This is a genomic window from Bradyrhizobium tunisiense, assembly GCF_042263385.1.
Lineage (GTDB): Bacteria > Pseudomonadota > Alphaproteobacteria > Rhizobiales > Xanthobacteraceae > Bradyrhizobium > Bradyrhizobium tunisiense.
Genome location: NZ_JBHLEV010000003.1, coordinates 587,567 through 603,467 on the forward strand (window position 1 = coordinate 587,567; position 15,901 = coordinate 603,467).

Here is a 15,901-nt window from a genome sequence, read left to right on the forward strand (position 1 = left end):
TTGGGATCAGTGGGCTCCGCCGGCCGAGGCCTGGCCGGGTTTCTTCAGGAAGAGGACGGCGGCCAAAGCCACGATTAGCGCCATGCCGAGCAGATAGAAGGTGTCGCTGAAGGCGAAGATATAAGCCTGCTTCTGCACGATACGCCCGATCGCGACATAGGCGCGATGCGCGGCGTCTGCACGGTCGAGGATGCCGTGATTGACGAAATACTGGGTGAGCTGCTCCAGCCGCGTGCGCGTCGCCTGCTCGAACACCGAGACCGACTGCATCAGCACGTTGGAGTGATACTGCTCGCGCTTGGTCAGTACGGTCTGGAGCAGTGCGATGCCGACGGCGCCGCCGAGATTGCGCATCATGTTGAACAGGCCGGAAGCCGAGCCCGCGTTCTCCGGCTCGATGCCTGCGGTTGCGACGGCCGACAGCGGCGCCATCACCAACGCCTGGCCGATGGCGCGGACGATGTTGGGCCACAGCAGCTGGTCTGCGGCATAGTCGCTGGTCATATAGATGTTCATGAAGTTGGAAGCGGCGAACAGCACGAAGCCGACACCGATGATGATCCGCGCATCGAACCTCTGCATCAGGCGCGGCACGAACGGGATCAAGAGGAGCTGCGGCAATCCGGTCCAGGCCAGCACCATGCCGATCTGTTCGGCATTATAACCCTGAATGCGCGAGAGATATTGTGGGAGGATGAACACGGAACCGTAGAGCGCAATGCCGAGCAGGAAATTTGCGAGCATGCCGAAGCCGAAATTGCGGCGAACGAGCAGGCGCAGATTGAGCAGCGGCTTCTTCACCGTCAGTTCGATGATAAGGAAGGCGGCCAGCGCAACGGCCGCGATCACTGACAGCTTGACGATGAAGGGTGAGCCGAACCAGTCGTCCTTGTTACCTTCCTCGAGCACGGTCTGGAGCGCGGACAGCCCGATCGCCATGGTGATGATGCCGGCCCAGTCGCCCTCGCGCAGCAGCGACAGCTTCATGGGCTGTGCGTCGAGCGCGTACCAGAGCATGCCGACCATGATCGCGCCGGGGACGAGGTTGACGTAGAAGATGTACTCCCAGCCGAAATTCTCGGTGAGATATCCCCCGATGGTCGGGCCGATCGCAGGAGCGAACGTCGCGGACAGCGCGAACAACGCAAGGCCGACCGGCTGTTTTCCGCGCGGCAGCAGCGTGATGATCAGCGTGAACGCCATCGGAATCAGAACGCCGCCGGTGAAGCCCTGCACGGCGCGCAGCACGATCATCTGCGGCAGGTCCTGAGCCAGGGCGCAGGCCGCCGACAGCAGGAGGAACAGGATCGCGTTGGTGAGCAGATAGATCCGGATCGAGAATACCTGTGCGAGCCAGCCGGAGAGCGGAATCACCACGATCTCCGCGACCAGATAGGAGGTGGAAATCCAGCCGCCGTCGTCGATGCCGGCGCCGATCGCGCCCTGGATGTCGGCCAGCGAGGCGTTGACGATCTGGATGTTCAGCACCGCCATGAAAGCGCCGAGCGTGGCGCCGATCACCGCGATCCAGGTCTTGGCCGACACCGCCGGTGCGGCGGGCGCTGCGGAGGCGGAGAAACCGGTAGCATTGACGGTCGGTTGGAGCGTGCTCATGGATTTCAGCCGCCATTGGCGCGAGACGTGGTGTCGGCCAGACGCTTGGCCGTCTCGCGCTCTGTCAGAACCGCCTGCTTGGTGTTCACGGTCGGCACCGCCGACATGCCGGGGCGCAGCAGGCCGGTGAGGCTGTGGTCGTCGAGCACGATCTTCACGGGAACGCGCTGCACGATCTTGGTGAAATTGCCGGTGGCGTTGTCCGGCGGCAGCAGCGCGAATTCGAGCCCGCTCGCCGGCGACAGGCTGTCGACATGGCCGCGCAGCGTCTTGTTGCGGAAGCTGTCGACGTGCAATTCGACCGGCTGTCCCGGTCGCACATGCGTGAGCTGGGTCTCCTTGAAATTCGCGACGACATAAACCGCATCGAGCGGCACCACCGCCATCAATTGCGTGCCGGCTTGCACATACTGGCCGACTCGCAAGCTCCGGGCGCCGACAGTGCCGTCGACCGGCGCATTGATCTCGGTATAAGACAGGTTCAGCGCCGCCTGCTGCGCGACGGCGCGGGCGCGTTCGAGCTGAGCGGTGGCCTGGGCGCGCTGGGTGGTGAGCACGTCGATCTTGCGCTGTGCGGCCAGAAGGCCGGATTTCGCGTGCTGCAATTGCGCGCTGCTGGCGCGCAACGCCGCGTCGGTCTGCTGCGCGCGCTGGATGGTGCCGGAGCCCGACTTCATCAGGTCGTCGTAGCGGGCGCGCTCCTCCTGAGCGAATTTCAGATTGGCGCCGGCGGAGGTGACATCGGCCGTGCTCTGCTCGATGATCGGCTGCTGCAGTTCGAGCTGGGCGTCGATATTGCGCACCGAGGCTTCGCCGGCGGCGACGTCGGCTTCCGCCTGGTCGAGCGCCGCCTTGAAGTCGCGGTCGTCGATCTTGGCCAGCGCCTGGCCTGCCCGAACCTTCTCGTTGTCGCCGACCAGCACCTTTGCGATGTAACCGGACACCTTGGGTGCGATGATCGTGGAATCGGCCTTCACATAGGCGTCGTCGGTGGATTCGAGGTAGCGGCCCGTCGTCAGATAGTCATAGCCGTAATGGCCGGCGGCGGCGACGCCGAGTGCCAATGCCAGGCCCAAGGCTGCGCGCTTGATGGCTTGGCGGGATGGGCGAAGGCTGGTTTGTTTATTGGTTTCAGCGACATAAGAGGCGTTCGACATGGCATCCTCGAAAACTTCACGGACGCCGAAAAGCGTCTGGACGACCCTAAGATGCGTTGTCCAGCCAATTGTGATAATCCCGGAATTGATGGAAGCATTATCCAGTTTTAGCGGATAATTGGAGCGTCGAGCCTTGGACCGCTTTACCAGCCTCACCGCCTTTGTCCGGGTGGTCGAAACCGGCGGCTTCTCCGCCGCAGCCCGTAAGCTCGACATGTCGACCACCATGGTGAGCAACCACGTGCAGGCGCTGGAGGACCGGCTCGGCGTGCGCCTGCTCAACCGCACCACGCGCAAGGTGAGCCTCACCGAAATCGGCAAGGCCTATTACGACCGTTCCACCCAGATTCTCGCCGATCTCGAACAGGCCGACGACATCGCCAGCGAATTGCAGTTGGTGCCGCGCGGTACGTTGCGCATCCACGTGGCCACGCACATGGTGCCCTTCGTGGCGCCCGTCGCGGCAAAGCTCCTGTCGGCCTATCCGGAACTCAAGATCGATCTGCGCATGGGCGAAGCCGAGGTGGACCTCATCGAGGAGGGCTATGACGTCGCTCTGCGCATGACCTCGCCCCCGGACTCCAGCTTGATCGTCCGCAGCCTCGCCACCTGGCGCCACGTGCTGTGCTGCTCGCACGACTATCTCGAAAAGCATGGTCGTGTTCACAAGCTCGGCGAGCTTGCCGCGCACAATTGCGCGCGACATCTGAACTATCCCTTCGGTGACGATTGGCGCTTCTTCGATCGCAAGGGCTCGCCGGCATCGGTGCGCGTCTCCGGCAGCTTCATCACCAACAGCGGCGAAGCGTTGCGGAAGGTGGCGCTGGAGGGCGCGGCCGTCTGCCTGATGGCCGGCTTTCTCGTCCAGGGCGATCTCGACGCTGGGCACCTCGTTCGGCTGCTGCCCGAATATCGTCCGGTCGAGATGTCGATGAACGCGGTCTATCCACACCGGCATCACCTGTCGGCGAAGGTCCGGACCTTCATCGACATGCTGGTGCATCACAGCGCCGAGCAGCAGAAGCTGATCAATCCGTACGCATGAAGTCGTTATGTCGCAGCGCGACGCCGCCGGAAGGTTAGACGTTCGAAAGCCCGCGCCTCGCGCTATTCCCTCAGGAAGGCGGCGGCAGCCGGACGAACACGCCGTCGAGCGCCATGCCGATCGCAAGCAGGCGGCGATCGCTTCCGGCAGGGCCGTCGAGCTCGAGTCCGACCGGCAATTTGCTGCTGGCGCCGAGCGCGATCGGGATCTGGATTCCGGGAATACCGGCATTGCTGCCGGGATCGGTGTTCTGTATGAAGAGTCCGAAGTTCTCGAGGCTGCTGGAGTCGGGGTTGGAGGCGATCGCGACCCGCGGCGTGGTCGGGAAAGCGATCGCGTCGAGCCCGTTGCTTGAAAATGTATCGCCGTAGAGCGCCTGAAGCGCGGGACGCGCCGTCTTGACCGCGGTATCATAGATCGGCCCGGCATCAACCAGCGTGCCGTCCGGACCCGGCAGCTTGCGCGGGATGACGAGGCCGTCATAGGTGCCCTTCACGTCGGGACTCGCGATTTCGCTCGCCAGCGCTTCGATGGTGAGGCCCGTGCCGGTGTGCTTCAGATACAGGACCATGTCGTCATAGGCTTCATACAGGGCGACGGGGAAGCCGATCTGGCCGTTGAGTTCGGCGAGCTGTGGCATCTCGACCTCGACCACCACGACGCCACGTGCCTTCATCTGCACGATAGCGGCCTGGAACGCGGTTTCGGTATCGGCATCAAGATTGGTCAGCATCGACTTCACGACGCCGATCCGTACCTGCTTCAGGTCGGCCGGCGCGAGCACATCGCCACCCGCGATCACGCGATCGATCAGCGCGACATCGGCCATGGTCGCAGCCATCGGGCCCGCGGTGTCCCGCGTATGCGAGATCGGCGCGATGCCTTCTTGCGGATAGCGCCCGACGGTCGGGCGCAGCGAAGCGCATCCGTTCAGCGCGCCCGGCACCCGGACCGATCCGCCGGTATCGGTGCCGAGCCCGCCCGCGACGATCCGCGCGCCGATGGCCGCACCCGTTCCGGACGAGGAGCCGCCCGCGATCAGGGCGCGGTCATAGGCATTGCGTACGCCGAACTCGGCGCCGGTCTTGAATGCGGTATTGTAGCCCGAGATGCCAAAGGCCAGCTCGTGCATGCTGGTCTTGCCGATGATGACCGCGCCCGCCGCGCGCAGCCTTGCCACGACTGGCGCATCGGCTTTTGGAACGTAGTCCTTGAGCGCGGGTGTGCCGGCGCTACAAGGCAGTCCCGCGACCTCGATGTTGTCCTTGATCACGACGGGCACACCGCCGAGCGGCTTGCTCGTGTCGCCCGTCGCATCGAATGCCGCGGCGGCCGTCAAGGCGCCGGCCTCGTCCAGCGTGACGAAGGCATTGAGATCGGGGTTGGCCTTGGCACGGGCGAGAGCCTCCGTCGTCAGCGCGGTGCTCGTGACTGTCCCGGCCCGGAGCTCCGCGGCGGCCTGGCTGAGGGTCAACTGGTCGAAATCCATGATGCGTCACCCGATGAGCGGGGCAGTGCCCCTCGGGCCTTGAAGCTGAAGCCTCGGCGGCTTCGCGTCAACCGGTGGCGCGCATCTTTGCCGGCGATGGCGTGTGGAGTTCATCAAACAGCCGCTCGACCTCTGTCTTCACAGCCTTGATCGCGGTGTCCTTGACCGGGCCGTAGCCGCGGATCTCCATCGGCGCCTTTGCAATTGCGATGAGAGCCGGCAGCCGCGCGGGTTCGAGCTCGCCGAGCATCCGCTCGATTAGGCCTTGATACCACGGAATCAATTCGCGCTCGGTGCGCCGCTCCGCGGCGTAGCCGAACGGATCGAACGGCGTTCCGCGCAGCCCCTTCAACCGCGCCAGCAGGGTGAGAGGCGTCTGGATCCACTGACCGAACGCGCGCTTGCGCGGGCGTCCACGAGCGTCGTTGCGCGACGGCAGGAACGGCGGGGCGAGGTGATACTGGATCTTGAAGCCGTCCTCGAATTCGCGTTTGAGCTCGTCGAGGAATCCGCTCTGCATGTGCAGCCGCGCCACCTCGTACTCGTCCTTGTAGGCCATCAGCTTGAACAAGGCGCGGGCGACTGCCTCGGTCAGAGCCTCGCTGTTCAGAGCAGCTTCGGCCCGGCGGACCCTCGCGACGATCGTCCGGTACCTTGCCGCATAGGTACTGTCCTGATAGGCGGTGAGAAAGCCGGCGCGACGGTCGATGATCTGGTCGAGTGTCTCGGCCGCGAGCGTTTCGTTCACCTTTGGCAGGAAGTCCGGATCGGAAGCCGCAATCCGGCCCCAGGCAAAGGCCTGCTTGTTGTGCTCGACGGCGACGCCGTTGAGCTCGATCGCGCGCAGCAGCGCTGCAATCGAAATCGGAACCAGCCCCCGCTGCCAGGCAAAGCCGAGCATGATGATATTGGCATAGACGGCATCGCCGAGCAGCCGTTCGGCCAGCGCGTTGGCGTTGATCGTGCTGAGATTGTCTGCACCGATGACCCAGCCGATCGCGCGCAGGCGGGCAGGGGAGGCGAGATCGGCGTCACGGAAGCGGACGACGTCGCCGGTCGGCATTTCCGCGGTATTGACCGCGGCCCGCGTACCCTTGCGGAAGGTGCCGGACGCCTTGGGCGAAGAGCTGACGACGAGATCGCAGCCGATCAGGGCATCGGCGGCGCCCTGGTCGATACGCACCTGCTGCAGGGCCTCGGGACTTGGTGCAAGCCGGATATAGCTCAGCACAGGCCCGAATTTCTGCGCAAAGCCGGTGAAGTCCAGCACCGAGACGCCGCGACGTTCGAGGTGTGCGGCCATGCCGATCAGCGCGCCGACGGTGATGACGCCGGTGCCGCCGACGCCGGTCACGAGCAGGTCGTAGGGCCGGTCGAGCGTTGCGGTCGCAGGGAGGGGAAGCGTCGCGGCGTGGCCTACCGCGTCGATCCGACTCGCAGTCTTTTTCCGGCGCGTCGCGCCTTCGACAGTCACAAAACTCGGGCAGAAGCCGTTGAGGCAGGAAAAATCCTTGTTGCAGGATGAGAGGTTGATCTGGCGCTTGCGGCCGAACGGCGTCTCCTTCGGCTCGACGCTGAGGCAGTTGGATTCCACCGAGCAGTCGCCGCAGCCTTCGCAGACGAGGTCGTTGACATAGGCAAAGCGCTTGGGGTCGGCCATCTGCCCGCGCTTGCGACGGCGCCGCTTCTCGGTGGCACAGGTCTGCTGATAGATCAGGACGGAGACGCCGGAGACCTCGCGAAGCTCGCGCTGCACGGCATCCATCTCCTCGCGCGGATGGACGGTGACGCCGGACGGCAGGTCGCCAGGCGAGAACTGCGCGGGATCATCGGACACCAGCGCGATGCGCGTCACGCCTTCCGCGCGGACGCTGTGCGCGATCGCATGGACGCTGACGGGACCGTCGACCGGCTGGCCGCCGGTCATGGCGACGGCATCGTTGAACAGGATCTTGTAGGTGATGTTGGCCTTGGCGGCGATCGCCTGCCGGATCGCCATCGAGCCCGAGTGATAGTAGGTGCCTTCGCCGAGGTTCTGGAAAATGTGCTTATGGCCGGTGAATCGCGACGAGGCCGCCCAGTTGACGCCTTCACCGCCCATCTGGATCAGCGACGAGGTCTCGCGGTCCATCCAGCTCGCCATGAAATGGCAGCCGATGCCGGCCAATGCCTTCGATCCCTCAGGCACCTTGGTCGATGTGTTGTGCGGGCAACCCGAGCAGAAATAGGGCGTGCGGGTTGCGCCAGAGACGTTGATGGTGCGTGCTGCCTCCGGCAGGAGCGCGGCCGCGCGCGCGGCGAGGTTGAGGCCCGGGAACATCGGATCGAGCCGCCGCGCGAGCACGCCAGCCAGCGCGCGCGGCGACAATTCGCCGATCCACGAGATCAACCGCGCCCCTTGCTCGTCGTGCTTGCCGACCATGCGCTCGGGCTTCGCTCCCGGATAGTCGTAGAAATACTCCTTGAACTGGCTCTCGATGATGCCGCGCTTCTCCTCGACCACGAGGATCTCGCGCTTGCCCTTCACGAAATCCATAGCGTCATGCAACGCCAGCGGCCAGACCATGCCGACCTTGTAGACGTCGATGCCGATGCTGCGGCAGGCCGCTTCATCGAGGCCCATCAGTCGCAGCGCCTCCATCAAATCGAGATGCGCCTTTCCCGTCGTAACGATGCCGTAGGTCGCGTTCGGGATGTCGTAGATGTGGCGGTCGATCGGATTGGCCTTGGCGAAAGCGTAGACCGCGTGCTTCTTCGCCTCGAGCCGCTCCTCGATCTGCGGGCCCGGCAAATCGGGCCAGCGATAGTGCAGTCCACCAGGCGGCGGCGTGAAGTCGGGCATGCGGAAGCTTCGGGGCGAGCCCAACGCGACGGAGGCGGCTGACTCCACGATCTCCGAGATCGCCTTGAAGCCGACCCACATGCCGGAGAAGCGGCTCAGCGCGTAGCCATATTCGCCGAACGCGAGATATTCACCGACGCTGGCGGGATGCAGCGTCGGCATGAACCAGCTCATGAAGGCGACGTCGGACTGGTGTGGCATTGAGGAGGAGACGCAGCCATGATCGTCGCCGGCGACCACCAGCACGCCGCCATGCGGCGAGGAGCCGTAGGCATTGCCGTGCTTGAGCGCGTCGCCGGAGCGGTCGACGCCCGGGCCCTTGCCGTACCAGAGCCCGAACACGCCATCGACCTCGCGGTCTCCTTGCGTTTCGACCTGCTGCGAGCCGAGCACGGCGGTCGCAGCTAAGTCCTCGTTCACGGCGGGCAGGAATTCGATGCGGTCCCGCTTCAAACGTTCCTGGATGCGCCATAGCTCGAGATCGATGCCGCCGAGCGGCGAGCCGCGATAGCCAGAGATGAAGCCGGCGGTGTTCAGCCCACGCGCGCGGTCGCGCCTCGCCTGGTCGAGCGCGATGCGGACGATGGCTTGCGTTCCCGTGAGGAAGACACGGCCGTGTTCGCGATCGTAGCGATCGGACAGTTCATAGGGGTCGAGTAACGGAATGGCGTCCATACGGACCTCCCGCGGCATCCCTGGATGGAGGAAGGTTAGGCCCGGGCCGCTGGTAGGTCTTACCTATCTTTCCTGAAAAGGCGGTCGTTCTGGTAGATTATCCCGAATTGTCATATAATCCGGTAGAATCGTCCGATTTGGTGAAGTTCATGATCGAAGAGCAGGACAGGCGGATTCTCGCGCACCTCCAGAAGGACGGTCGCGCCACCAACCAGCAACTCGCGGACGAGGTCGGAATGTCGACCTCTGCCTGCTGGCGCCGGATGCGCGCGCTAGAGGAGGCTGGGGTCATTCAGGGTTACGCGGCACTGGTCGCGCGCGAGCAGGCGGGCTTTGCGATGTCCGCCATCCTCCATGTCTCGCTGGAGCGGCACGACGCCAAATTCGTCGACGAGTTTGTGTCCCGCGTCACCAAACGTCGCGAGGTGCTGGAGTGCTTTGCGACCACGGGCGATGCCGATTATCATCTGCGCGTCGTCGTGCAGGACATGGCCGCCTACAACAGGTTTCTCGACGAGTTCATGTTCCGCATCCCCGGCATCCGCTACGTCCGCAGCAATGTGGTGCTGAAGGAGATCAAGACGGGGGTCGCGTTGCCGTTTTGAGTGCACGGCGCACACAAATCCATCTCCTCTCCTTGAGGGGCCGACACGACCGGGTCTTCGTTGTTGTCACTCCGCGGCGCCGCGCCGCTGCACCTTCCAGGTACCGGCGGCCGGCCGCTTCAGCCCGAGATTTTCACGCAATGTCTTGCCGCGGTATTCCCTCTGGAACAATCCGCGCCGCTGCAACTCCGGCACGACGTGCTGCACGAAATCGGCGTAGGAGCCGGGTACGTAAGTCGCGGCGATGACGAAACCGTCGCAGCCGCGTTCCACGAACATCTCCTCGAGCTTGTCCGCGATCTCCCTGGGTCCGCCCACCATCGCGTCCTGGACCTGGCCGCGGCCGGAAAAGGTGACGAAGTCGCGCGCACTCGGGTTGCTCTTGCCCGAAGTCTTCAGCACGCCATCGCGGATGCCCAGAATCCCCTGCATGCTCTTCAGCTCGTCCGCCGTCAGCGGCTCATCGAGGTCCTTGGAAGCGAAATCATAGTTGAGCGCTTCGGCAAGCAGCGACAGCGCGTCGATCTGCAGCGGCAGCTTGTTGATCAGCGCCATCCTGTCCTCGGCCTCGGCTTTGGTGGCCGCGCAGACCGGCGTCGTCAAATTGCAGAGGAACATCTGGTCGGGGTCGCGGCCGGCCCTGGCGGCTTCGTTACGCACGGAGGCATAGCCTTCCTTGGCCGCAGTGAGATTGCGCGCGGCGGTGAAGATCACCTCGCCCCATCGCCCCGCGAAACGCTGGCCGCGGCCGGACGCGCCGGCCTGGATGATCACGGGATGGCCCTGATCCGAGCGCGGTACGGTGAAGGGCCCGCGCGACTTGAAAGCTGGTCCCTTGTGGTCGAGCCGCTTCACCTTGTTCGGATCGGCAAAGCGGCCGCTTTGCTTGTCCATGATGAGCGCACCGTCCTCCCAGGTGTCCCAATGACCGAGCACCACGTCCATGAACTCGTCGGCGCGGTCATAGCGGGAGTCGTGTTCGGGATGCGAATCCCGGCCCATGTTGAGAGCTTCGCCGTCGTTGAGCGAGGTGACGACGTTCCAGCCCGCGCGTCCCTCCGACATCAGGTCGAGCGTTGCGAAGCGGCGGGCGACGTCGAACGGTTCGTAATAGGTGGTCGAGCAGGTCGCGCCGAGGCCGAGCTTCTCGGTGACCATGCCCATCGTGGTCAGCACGATCAGCGGGTCCATCTTCACGCAGCGGATGCCGTATTCGACGGTGTGGGCGTGGTCGTTACCGTAGCGGTCCGGCATTGCCAGGCGGTCGTCGAAGAAGGCCATGTGGAACTTGCCGGCCTCGAGGATCCTGGCGATCTCCTGATAATAGTCCGCCGACATCCAATCATTGCGCGAGTCCGGATGTCGCCAGGAGCTCGGCAAATTGGTGCAGTTCTGCGCCTGGAGAAAGCCGACCAGGACCATCTGTCGATTCATGCTGCTGTTCTCCTGATGCCGCCGGGCCAGATCGAGGACCGGCCGGGCCTGTGCGCGCGCCAGCGGGCGCAGCCCGTTCCGGAAGCTCCGGCGGCACGGAGCAGAGCGGCGCCGATGCGCGTGGGGCGGTCGGCTCCGGCGATCGGCATGGCGTTCCCTCGGCCTGGTACCCTTGGCGGGCTGCTCGTTGGCTGCCATCGTCTCAAAGCGCCGTCGCGATATCAATCTCCCGTAAACCAATACAGCGCTGCAAGTTTGTACGGAGAAGGCGCCTTTGGCCGAAGATTCGTCCCGCGCGGCGGTATTTTCGACAGTTTCGCACCCGTCGTTCGCAGCTCGTTCACTTTGATCGACGGTTTGCAGCGCGCAATAACGACCACTTAGGCGATCGCGCTTCATAAAGGCACCCGGGAGAAATAGGCAGAATGCCCGGGAGCTGAGATCGTGCCGACGACACTCGCGCGCACATTTGCGGCGTTGAGCGCCATTAACGAAGCGATCCTCTACGCGAAATCGCCGGACGAGCTGTACCAGAAGGTCTGCGACGCCGGGTTTTCGAGCGGGGACTTTTTGGCGGTCGCCGTGTTCCTGGTGGAGCGGGACGGCAATCGATTGCGGTTCGCGGCCGGCTGCGGTGACGACATTCCGCGACTGCGCTCGATCGTGATCACGACGGAAGCCGGTACCCCCGAGGGATCAGGCGTCGGAGGCGAGGCGTTTCGCGAGCAGAAGCTGTGCATCAGCAATGATTATCTGAACGACCCGCGTTCGCTGGCGTGGCGCGCGGGCGCGGCTTCGGCCGCCATCGGCGCGGCTGCGGCGCTGCCGCTGCTCTGCAACGGCAACAGTGTCGGCGTGCTCTACGTGACCCGCCGCGAAGCCGGCTCGCTGAACGAGCAGATGGTGTCGCTGTTCGAGCGCATGTCGGCCAACATTTCCTATGCGCTGGACAATTTCGAGCGAGAGGAAGCGCGCCGGGACAGCGAAGCGGCGATGCGGCGGCTCAATCGCATGTTTCGGGCGCTTAGCGCGACCAACGAGGCAATCCTCAAGGCCAATACCGAGTTGGACCTGTATCAGCGCGTCTGCGACGCGGCCGTGCACGGTGGCAAATCGCTGGCGACTTTCGTGCTGCTGCGCGAGCAGGAGTCGCACTGGCTGACGCCGGTGGCGGCGACCGGACAAAATCTCGACCTGATCAGGCAGGCGCGCTACTCGATCGATCCCGAAAATCCTCACGGGCGTGGCATCTCCGGCCAGGTCTTCCGGACGCAGAAGGCGATGGTCGAAGACGACCTTGTCAGTCGGACCAAGGGAACGACCTGGGAACAGGCCAACATCAACGCCGGGGCGGTCGCGTGTGTCGCGGCGCCGCTGATCAAGCGCGGAACCAGCATCGGGGTGATGTACTTCTTCGTCAGCAAGTCCTGGGCGAAGGACGAGGGCGTCGTCGCGCTGTTGTTGCGCATGACCGAGAACGTGTGCTTTGCGCTCCAGAATTTCGATCGCGACGAGGAGAAGGCGCAGATCGCGCACGAGGAGGAGCGGCTGGCGCGCATGTACGCCGCGCTGAGCGCTACCAATGAAGCGATCATCCGGGCGACGTCGCGTGCGGAACTGTTCGATCTCGTATGCGAAGCGTCCGTGCAGGGCGGCAAGTTCGGCTCGGCCACGATCGCGCTCGCCGAGCCTGCCTCCGAACTGCTGCGCGTCGTCGCCTCCGCAGGGCCGAATTCCGACGAAGTGCGAAGGCTCAAATTCGCCACGACCGACGAGGTGCCGGAAGGACGAGGCCTGACCGGCACGTGTTTCCGCACCAGACAGCCTTGCCTGACCAACGACCTGCTGTCCGATGATCGCCTCAAGCCCTGGTACGACAGCGCGCGCCGCACCGGCGTCAAGTCCTCCGCCGCGCTGCCGTTGCTGAACGGCGATCGCGCAGAGGGCGTGTTCCTGTTCAATTCCCTCGAGACCGGCACGTTCACGCCCGAGCTGGTCGAACTGCTGGAGCGCCTTGCGCGCAACGTGTCATTTGCAATTGCAAATCTCGACCGCGCCGAGGAGAAGGCGAAGGCCGACAAGCAGCGAGACCGGCTGAGCGGCATGTTCGCGGCGTTGAGCGCCACCAACGAAGCCATCATGCGCGCCGAGACTCGGGATGAGCTGTTCGACGTCGCATGTCAGGCGGCCGTGCTGGGCGACGTATTCGCCTCGGCGACGATTGGAATCATCGACGAGACATGCGAGATGGTCCGGGTCGTCGCCGCGAAGGGGCGGCTTCAGGAGCGGATGGTCGGGCGCAGCTGTGCGATTTCCCCGGATCATCCCGAGGGCCAGGGAATCATCGGAACCTCGGTGCGGACGCGCCGGCCCAGCGTGATCAACGACTACATGAACGACCCACGCTCGGCACACTGGCACTCCAAGGCAGTCGAGGACGGGACCCGCGCCGCCGCAAGCTTCCCGCTTCTGCGCGCCGGTCAGGAGCCGATCGGCATCCTGCTGTTCCTTGCTCCGGAGGAAGATACATTCACGCCCGATCTGGTCGAGCTGCTGGCCCGCCTCGCGGAAAACGTCTCGTTCGCGCTCGACAATTTCGATCGCGCCGAGGAAAAGGCCCGCACCGAGGCGCAGAAGGAGCGGCTGAGGCGCATGTTCGCCGCTCTGAGCGCGACCAACGAGGCGATCATGCGGGCGAAGTCGCGCGCCGAATTGTTCGACCTCGTGTGCCTCGCGGCGTCGGACGGCGCCAAGTTCACTTCGACCACGATCGCGCTCACCAGAGCCGGTACGGACCAGCTGGAGATCGTGGCCGCCGCCGGCCCGTCCGCCGACACGACACGCAACGTCCGTCTCTCCATCGATCCCGAGCGGCCCGAAGGGCGCGGGATGAGCGGTACGGCGTTCCGCACACGCCGGCCCTGCATCAGCAACGACTACCTCAACGACGATCGCGTACGCGCCTTCCATGCCGTCGTCCGCAGCGACGGCGCGCGGTCGGGCGCGGCATTTCCGCTCATCGTGCACGACCAGGCCGTCGGCGTCATGATCTACATGTCGACCGAGCCAAGTACCTTCACGGCCGAGTTCGTCGAGTTGCTGCAGCGTCTCGCCGACAACGTGTCGTTTGCGATGGAGAACTTCGATCGCGCCGACGCCAAGAGCGAGGCGGACGAGCGGATCGAATACCTCGCCTCGCATGACAGTCTGACGGACCTTCCGAACCGCGAGACCTTCAACGGGCTCTTGCGCGAGGCGATCAACAGGGCAGAGCGCCGCGATCGACATTTTGCGGTGCTGTTCATCGATCTCGACCGTTTCAAGGTCATCAACGATTCGCTGGGCCACGAGGCCGGCGACCTGCTCCTGCTCGAAGTGGCGAACCGGCTGCGCAGCGCGCTGCGGGCAAGTGACGTCGTGGCGCGGCTCGGCGGCGACGAGTTCGTGGTGATCCTCGATCAATGCGGCGAGATCGATGACGTCCAGCGGATCGCGACCGGGCTCCTGACGGCACTCGCCGAGCCCATGGAGCTGGCGGGGCACGAGTGCCACACCACGGCTTCGATCGGCATCGCGATGTATCCGGCGAACGGTTCCGACGCACAGACGCTGACCAAGAACGCCGACATGGCGATGTATCTGGCCAAGGAAGACGGCAAGAACGGCTACCGCTTCTTCTCCAACGAAGTGAAGACGCAGTCGATCGAACGGCTCTCGCTGGAGAGCGCGCTGCGCCGGGCGCTGGAGCGCGAGCAGTTTTCCCTGAACTACCAGCCCAAGGTGGAGATGGAGACCGGTCAGATTACCGGCGTGGAAGCGTTGCTGCGCTGGACGCATCCCGACCTGGGCAACGTCTCGCCGGCCCAGTTCATTCCGCTTGCGGAGGAGACCGGCCTGATCGTGCCGATCGGCCGCTGGGTGCTCAACGAGGCCTGCGCGCAGGCCATGGCCTGGCAGCGCCGCGGCCTGCTGCCGTTGTCCATGGCGGTCAATTTGTCGCCGCGCCAGTTCGCCGACGAGCATCTGTTGCAGGACGTCGACGAGGCGCTGGCGGCCTCCGGCATGTCGCCGGTGCTGCTCCAGCTCGAGGTCACCGAGAGCATGATGATGCGCAATGTCGGACGCGCGCTCAAGGTGCTCGACGCCATCCAGAGCCGCGGCATTCGTCTTGCCATCGACGATTTCGGTACCGGCTACTCGTCGATGTCGCTGATGAAGCACTTCCCGATCGACACCATCAAGATCGACCGCTCCTTCGTGCGCGACCTGCCGCAGGATTCGGAGGACCAGGCGATCGCGCAGGCGATCATCAGCATGGGCAAGGCGCTCGGCATGACCGTCGTCGCCGAAGGCGTCGAGAACGTCGAGCAGGAAGCGTTCCTGCGCAGCCATGGCTGCGACGAGATGCAAGGCTTCCTCATCTCCAAGCCCTTGCCGGCGCGGCAGATGGCCGAGCTGCTGCGGCCGATGACGCTGCCCGTGGCGCCGCCGCTCCAGCCGGAGCAGGACCTTGCCGCGACCGAAGCCGTAGCGTTACGGCCGAAACGCGCTGTCGTCTGACGGCAGCGGGTGCAGCTCGCGAGTCTCGTCATCCTTGCTTTCCGACTTGCGCGGAAACTCTTCCGGCCAAGACACGAAGGTCTGATCCTCGAACAGCGCGAGAAGCAGGCGCGCGCCCCCGGCAAAGGTCGATCCGTCTTCGAGGCCGAGCGCGTGCGACCACGCAGCGGGCATCGGCTGGCGCAGGTCGAGCACCGCGATCGCGGGTCCCCACCACCAGGCCGGCGCCGGCGAGCGCTCGTCCTCGGGCACGGCGAGCCAGCGGGCGAACTCGTTCACCACGCGCTCGAATTGCAGGCTTGCAGCCTGATGCATTCGCTCGGTGCTCCTTGTCGCGCCTGAAACCAGGCCGATGCGCGCACTCGGTCGTGGTCGTGAAGTTTGGAAGAACGGCGTCTCTCGAAGGCCGTATGCCGCCCAATCGGGGTCACGAGCTAGCGACGGCCGGATAAGCGGCCAGCGTAGCTGTCATAGTCTCTT

The 15,901-nt window shown here is 64.7% G+C and carries 9 protein-coding genes; 3 read left to right on the plus strand and 6 right to left on the minus strand.

Annotation, left to right across the window (positions count from 1 at the left end; genetic code table 11):
• Positions 1–6 precede the first annotated feature (6 nt).
• Both ACFDR6_RS16065 and ACFDR6_RS16070 read right to left on the minus strand, forming a co-directional pair.
• Positions 7–1,614, minus strand: a complete 1,608-nt coding sequence (locus ACFDR6_RS16065; RefSeq protein ID WP_317242276.1) for an MDR family MFS transporter — start codon at positions 1,612–1,614, stop codon at positions 7–9.
• Between the two features lie 5 nt (positions 1,615–1,619).
• On the minus strand, positions 1,620–2,771 hold the full coding sequence (locus ACFDR6_RS16070) for an HlyD family secretion protein (protein WP_375858839.1): 1,152 nt from the start codon (positions 2,769–2,771) through the stop codon (positions 1,620–1,622).
• A gap of 133 nt (positions 2,772–2,904) precedes the next feature.
• Here ACFDR6_RS16070 and ACFDR6_RS16075 point away from each other — a divergent pair, with 133 nt between their 5' ends.
• A complete protein-coding gene (locus ACFDR6_RS16075) occupies positions 2,905–3,816 on the plus strand; it encodes a LysR family transcriptional regulator (protein ID WP_212080055.1) in 912 nt (303 codons plus the stop codon).
• Between the two features lie 70 nt (positions 3,817–3,886).
• Here the strand turns inward: ACFDR6_RS16075 and iaaH are convergent, their stop codons facing one another.
• Both iaaH and ACFDR6_RS16085 read right to left on the minus strand, forming a co-directional pair.
• Positions 3,887–5,305: an indoleacetamide hydrolase gene (gene iaaH / locus ACFDR6_RS16080; RefSeq protein WP_375858840.1), complete on the minus strand. Its 1,419-nt coding sequence runs from the start codon at positions 5,303–5,305 to the stop codon at positions 3,887–3,889.
• A gap of 67 nt (positions 5,306–5,372) precedes the next feature.
• Positions 5,373–8,822 (minus strand): indolepyruvate ferredoxin oxidoreductase family protein, encoded by a 3,450-nt coding sequence (locus tag ACFDR6_RS16085; RefSeq protein ID WP_375858841.1) that lies wholly within the window; start codon positions 8,820–8,822, stop codon positions 5,373–5,375.
• Positions 8,823–8,971: 149 nt separating this feature from the next.
• Between ACFDR6_RS16085 and ACFDR6_RS16090 the strand changes: the two genes are divergently transcribed.
• Positions 8,972–9,427, plus strand: coding sequence for an Lrp/AsnC family transcriptional regulator (locus ACFDR6_RS16090; protein ID WP_375858842.1), 456 nt, complete (start codon positions 8,972–8,974; stop codon positions 9,425–9,427).
• 66 nt (positions 9,428–9,493) lie between these two features.
• Here the strand turns inward: ACFDR6_RS16090 and ACFDR6_RS16095 are convergent, their stop codons facing one another.
• A complete protein-coding gene (locus ACFDR6_RS16095; RefSeq protein WP_375858843.1) occupies positions 9,494–10,861 on the minus strand; it encodes an LLM class flavin-dependent oxidoreductase in 1,368 nt (455 codons plus the stop codon).
• A 444-nt stretch (positions 10,862–11,305) separates the two neighbouring features.
• Here ACFDR6_RS16095 and ACFDR6_RS16100 point away from each other — a divergent pair, with 444 nt between their 5' ends.
• Positions 11,306–15,421, plus strand: coding sequence for a sensor domain-containing phosphodiesterase (locus ACFDR6_RS16100; protein ID WP_375858844.1), 4,116 nt, complete (start codon positions 11,306–11,308; stop codon positions 15,419–15,421).
• Here the strand turns inward: ACFDR6_RS16100 and ACFDR6_RS16105 are convergent.
• The gene (locus tag ACFDR6_RS16105; protein WP_212080067.1) at positions 15,395–15,736 is read right to left on the minus strand and encodes a hypothetical protein; all 342 of its coding nucleotides are present in this window, start codon (positions 15,734–15,736) and stop codon (positions 15,395–15,397) included. The genes ACFDR6_RS16100 and ACFDR6_RS16105 overlap by 27 nt on opposite strands.
• Positions 15,737–15,901: the final 165 nt, after the last annotated feature.

What these genes read in the sequence shown, in the direction of transcription:
- ACFDR6_RS16065 (WP_317242276.1), bottom strand. Translation starts at nt 1,614, where the DNA reads ATGAGCACGCTCCAACCGACCGTCAATGCTACCGGTTTCTCCGCCTCC.
- ACFDR6_RS16090 (WP_375858842.1), top strand. Translation starts at nt 8,972, where the DNA reads ATGATCGAAGAGCAGGACAGGCGGATTCTCGCGCACCTCCAGAAGGAC.
- ACFDR6_RS16095 (WP_375858843.1), bottom strand. Translation starts at nt 10,861, where the DNA reads ATGAATCGACAGATGGTCCTGGTCGGCTTTCTCCAGGCGCAGAACTGC.
- iaaH (WP_375858840.1), bottom strand. Translation starts at nt 5,305, where the DNA reads ATGGATTTCGACCAGTTGACCCTCAGCCAGGCCGCCGCGGAGCTCCGG.
- ACFDR6_RS16070 (WP_375858839.1), bottom strand. Translation starts at nt 2,771, where the DNA reads ATGTCGAACGCCTCTTATGTCGCTGAAACCAATAAACAAACCAGCCTT.
- ACFDR6_RS16085 (WP_375858841.1), bottom strand. Translation starts at nt 8,822, where the DNA reads ATGGACGCCATTCCGTTACTCGACCCCTATGAACTGTCCGATCGCTAC.
- ACFDR6_RS16105 (WP_212080067.1), bottom strand. Translation starts at nt 15,736, where the DNA reads ATGCATCAGGCTGCAAGCCTGCAATTCGAGCGCGTGGTGAACGAGTTC.